Source organism: Pseudomonas sp. 008, from assembly GCF_016861935.1.
Classification (GTDB): domain Bacteria; phylum Pseudomonadota; class Gammaproteobacteria; order Pseudomonadales; family Pseudomonadaceae; genus Aquipseudomonas.
Genome location: NZ_BOMA01000015.1, coordinates 222,209 through 230,824 on the forward strand (window position 1 = coordinate 222,209; position 8,616 = coordinate 230,824).

Sequence of the window (8,616 nt, forward strand, 5' to 3'; positions counted from 1 at the left end):
AGCGTGGGAACGATCTGAAAGAGAACGATAGTGAGGTAACAATCTGTTCGATAAACGAACACTCAGTCGATTATCGGATTGTTTGGGTCATTCCAGGGGCTTAATCTTCAGTCATTCCGGCGCTGCGCATCGGCGCCTTTTTCCCACACTGTCGGTTAACAATAAACGGGAGCCTGCCCCATGGCTGAAATCCTTTCGCTGCATGACGCGGTGAAGCAGTTCGTCAACGACGGCGATACCGTCGCGCTCGAAGGCTTCACTCACCTGATTCCTACGGCGGCCGGTCACGAAATCATTCGTCAGGGTAAGAAAGACCTGACCCTGGTGCGGATGACGCCTGACTTGATCTACGACCAGTTGATCGGTGCCGGTTGTGCTCGCAAACTGATTTTCTCCTGGGGCGGCAACCCCGGCGTCGGTTCGCTGCACCGTCTGCGTGACGCAGTCGAGCGGCAGTGGCCGCATGCGCTGGAAATCGAAGAGCACAGCCACGCCGACCTGGCCAATGCCTACGTCGCGGGCGCTTCGGGCTTACCGTTCGCGGTGCTGCGAGCCTACGCCGGTTCCGACCTGCCGAAGGTCAACCCGCTGATCAAAACCGTCACGTGCCCGTTCACCGGCGAAGTGCTGGCGGCGGTACCGTCGGTGCGTCCGGACATCACCGTGATTCACGCGCAGAAAGCCGACCGCCAAGGCAACGTGTTGCTCTGGGGCATTCTCGGGGTGCAGAAAGAAGCGGCGCTGGCGGCCAAGCGTTGCATCGTCACCGTCGAAGAAATCGTCGATGACCTCAACGCACCGATGAACGCTTGCGTGCTGCCGACCTGGGCTCTGAGCGCGGTCTGCCACGTACCGGGCGGCGCGCATCCGTCCTACGCCCACGGTTACACCGAGCGTGACAACCGCTTCTACCAGGCCTGGGATCCGATTGCCCGCGACCGTGAAACCTTCACCGCGTGGATCAACGAGTACATCCACGGCTGCGCTGACTTCAGCGAGTTCCAGGCCAAGCTGGCCGCTGCTTCGGAGGCCAAGTAATGACTTACACCACCAATGAAATGATGACCGTCGCCGCCGCCCGCCGCCTGAAAAACGGTTCGGTGTGCTTCGTTGGTATCGGCCTGCCGTCGAAAGCCGCCAACCTGGCGCGACTGACGTCCTCGCCCGATGTAGTCCTGATCTACGAATCGGGTCCGATCGGTGCCAAGCCAAGCGTACTGCCATTGTCGATCGGTGACGGTGAGCTGGCGGAAACCGCCGACACCGTCGTCCCGACCGGCGAGATTTTTCGCTACTGGCTGCAGGGCGGGCGCATTGACGTCGGTTTCCTCGGTGCCGCGCAAGTCGACCGTTTCGGCAACATCAACACCACGGTAGTCGGCGACTACCACCAGCCGAAAGTTCGCCTGCCGGGTGCAGGTGGCGCGCCGGAGATCGCCGGTTCCGCCAAGAGCGTGCTGATCATCCTCAAGCAGTCGGCGCGTTCGTTCGTCGACAAGCTCGACTTCATTACCTCGGTTGGTCATGGCGAGGGCGGTGATTCGCGCAAACGTCTCGGCCTGCCAGGCGCCGGTCCTGTCGGCATTATTACCGACCTGTGCATCATGGAACCGGAAGCCGGCACCCATGAATTCGTGGTCACCGCGCTGCACCCAGGGGTGACCCGCGAGCAAGTGATCGCGGCCACCGGTTGGCCGATTCGTTTTGCCGACACCGTTGAAAACACTGCCGAGCCAACTGAAGTCGAGTTGACCGCGCTGCGTGATCTGGAAGCCCGCACTGCGGCGGCCCACGGCCAAGCACCCGGAGAAGCCTGATGCGTGACGTTTATATCTGCGACGCGATTCGTACCCCCATCGGCCGTTTCGGCGGTGGCCTGTCGGCGGTTCGCGCCGATGACCTGGCCGCCGTGCCGATCAAGGCGCTGATGGCGCGCAACCCGTCGGTGGACTGGAACGCGGTGGACGAGGTGTTCCTTGGCTGCGCCAACCAGGCCGGCGAAGACAACCGCAACGTGGCTCGCATGGCGTTGCTGCTGGCGGGGCTGCCGGAAACCATTCCTGGCGTCACCCTCAATCGCCTCTGCGCTTCGGGCATGGACGCTATCGGCACTGCGTTTCGGGCCATCGCCAGCGGTGAGATGGAGCTGGCGATTGCCGGTGGCGTCGAATCGATGTCCCGCGCGCCATTCGTGATGGGCAAGGCGGACGCCGCGTTTTCGCGCAACATGAAGCTGGAAGACACCACCATCGGTTGGCGTTTCATCAACCCGTTGATGAAAGCCCAGTACGGCGTCGATGCAATGCCGCAAACCGCCGATAACGTAGCCGACGATTACCAGGTTTCCCGCGAGGATCAGGACGCTTTCGCACTGCGCAGTCAGCAACGGACAGCCGCCGCGCAAGCCGCAGGATTTTTCGCCGAAGAAATCGTTGAAGTGCGCATTGCCCACAAGAAGGGTGAAACAGTGGTCAGCCAGGACGAACATCCGCGCGCCGATACCACACTCGAGACCCTGGCCAAACTCAAACCGGTCAACGGCCCCGACAAAACCGTCACCGCCGGCAATGCCTCCGGTGTGAACGACGGTGCTGCAGCGCTGATTCTGGCTTCGGCCGAAGCCGTGAAGAAACACGGCCTGACCGCCCGCGCCAAAGTGCTCGGCATGGCCAGCGCCGGTGTCGCACCACGGGTGATGGGTATTGGCCCGGTGCCGGCGGTGCGTAAATTGACTGAGCGCCTGGGCCTGGCGGTCAACGATTTCGACGTGATCGAACTCAACGAAGCCTTCGCCAGCCAGGGTCTGGCGGTGCTGCGTGAACTGGGACTGGCGGATGACGCGGCCCAGGTCAACCCGAACGGTGGCGCCATTGCCTTGGGCCATCCACTGGGCATGAGCGGTGCGCGTCTGGTGCTGACCGCACTGCATCAACTGGAAAAGACGGGCGGCAAGAAAGGCTTGGCGACCATGTGTGTCGGTGTCGGTCAGGGCCTGGCCCTGGCGATCGAACGGGTCTGACGCACAGAAGCGACTAATAAGAATTGAGGAAAGCGCAATGACTGACAAACCAGGTTACCGTCGCCCGCAGGCGGGCACTCAGCCGGAATACCTGCACCCTCCTTATCAATCCACCAACCTTCGCTCGCCGTCCAAGCCGTTGGTGTTTTTGCCTCATTCGCTGTCGGAAATCACCGGCCCGACCATCGGCGTCGAGCGTATTCAGGAGCGGGACAACGACCTGACCGCCCAGCACTCGGGCGAGCCATTGGGTGAGCGGATCATTATCCACGGTCGTGTACTGGATGAAGACGGTCTGCCAGTGCCGGGCATTCTGGTGGAGATCTGGCAGGCCAATGCCGCCGGTCGTTACAACCATGCCCGCGACCTGCACGACGCGCCGCTGGACCCGAACTTCACCGGCACCGGTCGTACCGTGACCGACGCCGAAGGTTGGTATCAGTTCCAGACCATCAAGCCCGGTGCTTATCCGTGGGGTAACCACCATAACGCCTGGCGCCCGGCGCATATCCATTTCTCCCTGTTCGGGCCGAGTATTCTGACGCGCCTGGTGACCCAGATGTATTTCCCGGGTGACCCGTTGCTGGCCTACGACCCGATCTACAACTGCGTGCCCGATACCAGCGCCAAAGAGCGTTTGATCGCCAGTTTCGACCTGGAAAAAACCATCCCTTCCTATGCCCTCGCTTATCGTTGGGACATCGTTTTGCGCGGCCGCGACGCCACGCCGATGGAGAAATAAGATGACGCTGAACGCGACCACATCCCACACCGTCGGACCGTACTATCACATCGGCCTGACCTGGCTGAACCGTGAAGACCTGACCGTTGAACAGACCCTCGGCGAGCGTGTGGCGATCACCGGGCAAGTCGTCGATGGCAATGGCGACTTCGTCAACGACGCCATGCTCGAAGTCTGGCAAGCCAACGCCGCTGGCAAGTACGACCACCCCGAAGACGATCAGGACAAGCCCCTGGACCCGAACTTCGAAGGGTTTGGCCGGGTGCCGGTGGATGCACAAGGGCGCTTTCGCTTTACCACGATCAAGCCGGGCACCGTGGAAGGCCTGAAGGGCACGACCCAGGCGCCGCACCTGGTGGTGCTGGTGTTTGCTCGCGGGTTGGTGAAGCACTTGCTGACGCGGATTTACTTCGATGGTGAGCTAGCCAACGTGGCGGACCCACTGCTCGAATGCGTGCCTGCCGAACGTCGTGGCACCTTGTTGGCGAAGCAGGATGCTGCGGGTGTTTATCAGTGGAATGTGATTCTGCAGGGGACGGATGCGGAAACGGTGTTCTTCGACTATTGAGTGGCGAGGGCTCTGCTGACCAAGGAGCTTTTTTGTGGCGAGGGGGCTTGTCGGATCGCCGAACCGCCCCGTTCGGCTGCGAAGCAGTCGTAAACCGGTTGGCGCGATCTACCTAACAGGTCGCGCCAACCGGTCTAGGGCTTGCTTCGCAAGCCAACGGGGGCAAGCCCCCTCGCCACAGCTGTTGCGAAATATGTCTAGACTCTCACGGTCCCCACAGAGTGAAAAAACAATGACAACCTCCACAGCTGTCTACACCGGTGAAGAACGCAGCAAAAGAATCTTTGCGATTGTCGGCGCCTCGTCCGGCAATCTGGTCGAGTGGTTCGACTTCTACGTCTACGCCTTCTGTGCGATCTACTTTGCCCCGGCCTTTTTCCCGTCCGATAACCCCACGGTGCAGTTGGTCAATACCGCGGGCGTGTTTGCCGCCGGGTTTCTGATGCGCCCCATCGGCGGCTGGATTTTCGGCCGGCTGGCGGACAAGCACGGGCGCAAGAATTCGATGCTGATCTCGATTCTGATGATGTGCTTCGGCTCGCTGCTCATCGCTTGCCTGCCGACCTACAACAGTATCGGTGTCTGGGCGCCGATCCTGTTGCTGTTCGCGCGCTTGCTGCAGGGCTTGTCGGTGGGCGGCGAATACGGCACCACCGCGACTTACATGAGCGAAGTCGCCCTCAAGGGCCAGCGCGGGTTCTTCGCGTCGTTCCAGTACGTGACGCTGATTGGCGGACAGTTGCTGGCGGTGTCGCTGGTGGTGATCCTGCAGCAGTTCCTCAATGAGGATGAATTGCGTGCCTACGGCTGGCGGATTCCGTTCGTGGTCGGTGCGGCGGCGGCGTTGATTTCGTTGTTCCTGCGTCGTGCGCTCAAGGAAACCAGCAGCAAGGAAATGCGTGAAAACAAAGACGCCGGCAGCATCGGTGCGCTGTTCCGCGATCACAAGGCCGCCTTCATCACCGTGCTGGGTTACACCGCCGGCGGTTCGCTGATTTTCTACACCTTCACCACGTACATGCAGAAGTACCTGGTGAACACCGCCGGCATGCACGCCAAGACCGCCAGCTACATCATGACCGGCGCGCTGTTCCTTTATATGTGCATGCAACCGTTCTTCGGCATGCTCGCCGACAAGATTGGCCGGCGCAATTCGATGCTCTGGTTCGGCGCCCTCGGCACGTTGTGCACCGTACCGATCCTGTTGAGCCTGAAAAGTGTCAGCAATCCGTTCCTGGCCTTTGTGCTGATTACCGTGGCGCTGGCGATCGTCAGTTTCTACACCTCGATCAGCGGTCTGGTGAAAGCCGAAATGTTCCCGCCAGAGGTGCGCGCCTTGGGCGTTGGCCTGGCGTATGCGGTGGCCAATGCGATCTTCGGCGGTTCGGCGGAATATGTAGCGCTGAGCCTTAAAGCCGGGGGCATGGAAAACTCGTTCTACTGGTACGTGACGGTGATGATGGCGGTGGCGTTCCTGTTCAGCCTGCGACTGCCGAAACAGCCGAAGTATCTGGAAAACGACCTTTGATCTTTATGCGGGGACCTCACTGGCCCTCGCCTGCAAGGACTGTTTATGAATCAGCGACCGGGCAATCAATTGTTCGATGCCTACTTCACCGCACGCGACATGCGTGAGGTGTTCTGCGATCAGGGCCGGGTTCAGGCCATGCTTGATTTCGAAGCCGCACTGGCCCGGGCCGAAGCACGGGTGGGCCTGATTCCGCAAGCGGCTGTCGCGTCTATCGAAGCGGCCTGTAAGGCTGAGCATTACGACTTCGCCGCTCTCGGCGAGGCGATTGCCACGGCGGGCAATTCGGCGATCCCTTTGGTCAAGGCGCTGGGCAAGCAGATCGCCAAAAGCGATGCTGAAGCCGAGCGCTATGTGCATTTGGGCGCAACCAGCCAGGACGTGATGGACACCGGCCTGGTGTTGCAATTGCGCCGCGCGCTGCAACTGATCGAAGCTGATCTGGCGCAGTTGGGAGAAACCCTCGCGACCCAGGCCAAGCGATACGTCGCCACGCCGCTGGCCGGGCGCACCTGGTTGCAACACGCGACACCGGTCACCCTTGGCATGAAGATCGCCGGTTGGCTGGGCGCGGTAACCCGCAGCCGCCAGCGTCTGCTGGAACTCAAGCCGCGCCTGCTGGTGCTGCAATTCGGTGGCGCCTCCGGCACCCTCGCAGCCCTTGGCGATCAGGCGATGCCGATTGGCGAAGTCTTGGCCGCGGAACTGCAACTGACCTTGCCGGAACAACCCTGGCACACCCAGCGTGATCGTCTGGTGGAGTTCGGCGCGGTGCTTGGCTTGATCGCCGGCAGCCTCGGCAAACTCGGTCGCGACGTTAGCCTGTTGATGCAGACCGAAGCCGGGGAAGTGTTCGAACCGTCGGCGCCGGGCAAGGGCGGTTCCTCGACCATGCCGCACAAACGCAACCCGGTGGGCGCGGCGGTGCTGATCGGTGCGGCGACGCGGGTGCCGGGTTTGCTCTCGACCTTGTTTAGCACGATGCCCCAGGAACACGAGCGCAGCCTGGGCCTGTGGCATGCCGAATGGGAAACCCTGCCGGAGATCTGCTGCTTGGTGTCGGGCAGCCTGCAACAAGCACTGTTGGTGGCCGACGGACTGGAAGTGGACGCGATGCGCATGACCCGCAACCTCGACCTGACCCAGGGCCTGGTGCTCGCCGAAGCCGTGAGCATCGTCCTGGCGCAACGGGTCGGTCGCGACACCGCGCATCATCTGCTGGAGCAATGCTGCAAGCGTGCTGTGGCCGAGCAACGTCATCTGCGCGCGGTACTCGGCGATGAGCCGCAAGTGACCGCCGAGTTGTCGGACGCTGAACTCGATCATCTGCTGGACCCCGCCCATTACCTCGGTCAGGCCCATACCTGGGTCGAGCGAGCGGTGGCTGAACATTTTGCGTTGACTGCCTGAAGGAGACTGCTGTGGCATTCGTACAACTCGCCGAGGGCGAACTGCACTACCAAATTCAAGGGCCGCAACTCGATGGCCCTGAAGAAGCGCCGGTACTGGTGCTGTCCAACTCACTGGGCACCGACCTGCACATGTGGGACGCACAGATCCCGGCGTTCACCGAGCATTTCCGGGTGCTGCGTTTTGACACCCGTGGTCACGGCAAGTCATTGGTGACGCCAGGGCCCTACAGCATCGAGCAACTGGGCCGCGACGTGCTGGCGCTGCTGGATGCCTTGCACATCGAGCGCGCGCATTTCTGCGGTCTGTCCATGGGCGGGTTGATCGGCCAATGGCTGGGGATCAATGCAGGTCAGCGTTTGAACAAACTGATCGTGTGCAACACCGCGGCGAAAATCGGCGATCCATCGGTGTGGAACCCACGAATCGAAACCGTGCTGCGCGACGGCGCGGCGGCGATGGTCGCCCTGCGCGATGCGTCGATTGCACGCTGGTTTACCGCGGATTTTTCCGCTGCCAATCCAGCAGTGGCGAAGCAGATCACCGACATGCTCGCGGCTACCTCGCCTGAAGGTTACGCGGCCAATTGCGCGGCGGTGCGCGATGCCGATTTCCGCGATCAATTGTCCTCGATCAAGGCCCCGCTGCTGGTGATCGCCGGCACCGAAGATGCGGTCACACCGCCGTCTGGCGGGCATTTCATTCAGGAACATGTACGGGGCGCCGAGTACGCCGAGTTCTACGCCGCGCACCTGTCCAATGTCCAGGCCGGCGCTGCGTTCAGCGAGCGGGTGCTGGCGTTTCTTTCAGGTCATTGAGGAATTTTTTGTGGACGAGAAACAACGTTACGACGAGGGCATGAAAGTCCGTCGCGCAGTGCTCGGTGACGCCCACGTCGACCGCAGCCTGAACGCGCTGACCGAGTTCAACTCGGAGTTCCAGGAGATGATCACCCGCCATGCCTGGGGCGACATCTGGACCCGTCCGGGCCTGCCGCGCCACACCCGCAGCCTGATCACCATCGCCATGCTGATCGGCATGAACCGCAATGAGGAACTCAAACTGCACCTGCGCGCCGCCGCCAACAATGGCGTAACCCGTGGCGAGATCAAGGAAGTGATCATGCAGAGCGCGATCTATTGCGGAATTCCGGCGGCCAACGCGACGTTCCACCTGGCCGAGTCGGTGTGGGATGAGTTGGGGGTTGAGTCGCGGGAGTAACTGTCCACCACAATCCCCGTGGGAGCTGGCTTCTGTGGCGAGGGGGCTTGCCCCCGTTCGGCTGCGGAGCAGTCGCAAAGCTTTTGGGGCCGCTTCGCCCCCCAACGGGGGCAAGCCCCCTCGCCACA

Annotated in this window: 9 protein-coding genes; all 9 read left to right on the plus strand. The window is 61.8% G+C overall.

The window, feature by feature from the left end:
* The first annotated feature begins 180 nt into the window (after positions 1-180).
* Positions 181-1,038 (plus strand): CoA transferase subunit A, encoded by an 858-nt coding sequence (locus tag JUI81_RS26510; RefSeq protein ID WP_018926877.1) that lies wholly within the window; start codon positions 181-183, stop codon positions 1,036-1,038.
* Positions 1,038-1,817, plus strand: coding sequence for a CoA-transferase subunit beta (locus tag JUI81_RS26515; protein WP_019580916.1), 780 nt, complete (start codon positions 1,038-1,040; stop codon positions 1,815-1,817). Before JUI81_RS26510 ends, JUI81_RS26515 begins: the two co-directional genes overlap by 1 nt.
* Positions 1,814-3,019: a 3-oxoadipyl-CoA thiolase gene (pcaF, locus tag JUI81_RS26520; protein ID WP_172901227.1), complete on the plus strand. Its 1,206-nt coding sequence runs from the start codon at positions 1,814-1,816 to the stop codon at positions 3,017-3,019. The genes JUI81_RS26515 and pcaF overlap by 4 nt, the downstream gene beginning before the upstream one ends.
* 37 nt (positions 3,020-3,056) lie before the next feature.
* Positions 3,057-3,761: a protocatechuate 3,4-dioxygenase subunit beta gene (gene pcaH, locus JUI81_RS26525; protein ID WP_204125343.1), complete on the plus strand. Its 705-nt coding sequence runs from the start codon at positions 3,057-3,059 to the stop codon at positions 3,759-3,761.
* A 1-nt stretch (position 3,762) separates the two neighbouring features.
* Positions 3,763-4,329 (plus strand): protocatechuate 3,4-dioxygenase subunit alpha, encoded by a 567-nt coding sequence (pcaG, locus tag JUI81_RS26530; protein ID WP_204125344.1) that lies wholly within the window; start codon positions 3,763-3,765, stop codon positions 4,327-4,329.
* A 232-nt stretch (positions 4,330-4,561) separates the two neighbouring features.
* A complete protein-coding gene (locus tag JUI81_RS26535) occupies positions 4,562-5,857 on the plus strand; it encodes an MFS family transporter (protein ID WP_019580913.1) in 1,296 nt (431 codons plus the stop codon).
* A 45-nt stretch (positions 5,858-5,902) separates the two neighbouring features.
* Entirely contained in the window at positions 5,903-7,267 is a 1,365-nt protein-coding gene (locus JUI81_RS26540) for a 3-carboxy-cis,cis-muconate cycloisomerase (protein WP_204125345.1), read from the plus strand.
* Between the two features lie 11 nt (positions 7,268-7,278).
* Positions 7,279-8,085: a 3-oxoadipate enol-lactonase gene (gene pcaD / locus JUI81_RS26545; protein WP_028939259.1), complete on the plus strand. Its 807-nt coding sequence runs from the start codon at positions 7,279-7,281 to the stop codon at positions 8,083-8,085.
* A 10-nt stretch (positions 8,086-8,095) separates the two neighbouring features.
* The gene (pcaC, locus tag JUI81_RS26550; RefSeq protein WP_028939260.1) at positions 8,096-8,488 is read left to right on the plus strand and encodes a 4-carboxymuconolactone decarboxylase; all 393 of its coding nucleotides are present in this window, start codon (positions 8,096-8,098) and stop codon (positions 8,486-8,488) included.
* Positions 8,489-8,616: the final 128 nt, after the last annotated feature.

Coding starts and splice junctions, on each gene's coding strand:
- JUI81_RS26510 (WP_018926877.1), top strand. CDS start 181: ATGGCTGAAATCCTTTCGCTGCATGACGCGGTGAAGCAGTTCGTCAAC.
- JUI81_RS26515 (WP_019580916.1), top strand. CDS start 1,038: ATGACTTACACCACCAATGAAATGATGACCGTCGCCGCCGCCCGCCGC.
- pcaH (WP_204125343.1), top strand. CDS start 3,057: ATGACTGACAAACCAGGTTACCGTCGCCCGCAGGCGGGCACTCAGCCG.
- pcaG (WP_204125344.1), top strand. CDS start 3,763: ATGACGCTGAACGCGACCACATCCCACACCGTCGGACCGTACTATCAC.
- JUI81_RS26535 (WP_019580913.1), top strand. CDS start 4,562: ATGACAACCTCCACAGCTGTCTACACCGGTGAAGAACGCAGCAAAAGA.
- JUI81_RS26540 (WP_204125345.1), top strand. CDS start 5,903: ATGAATCAGCGACCGGGCAATCAATTGTTCGATGCCTACTTCACCGCA.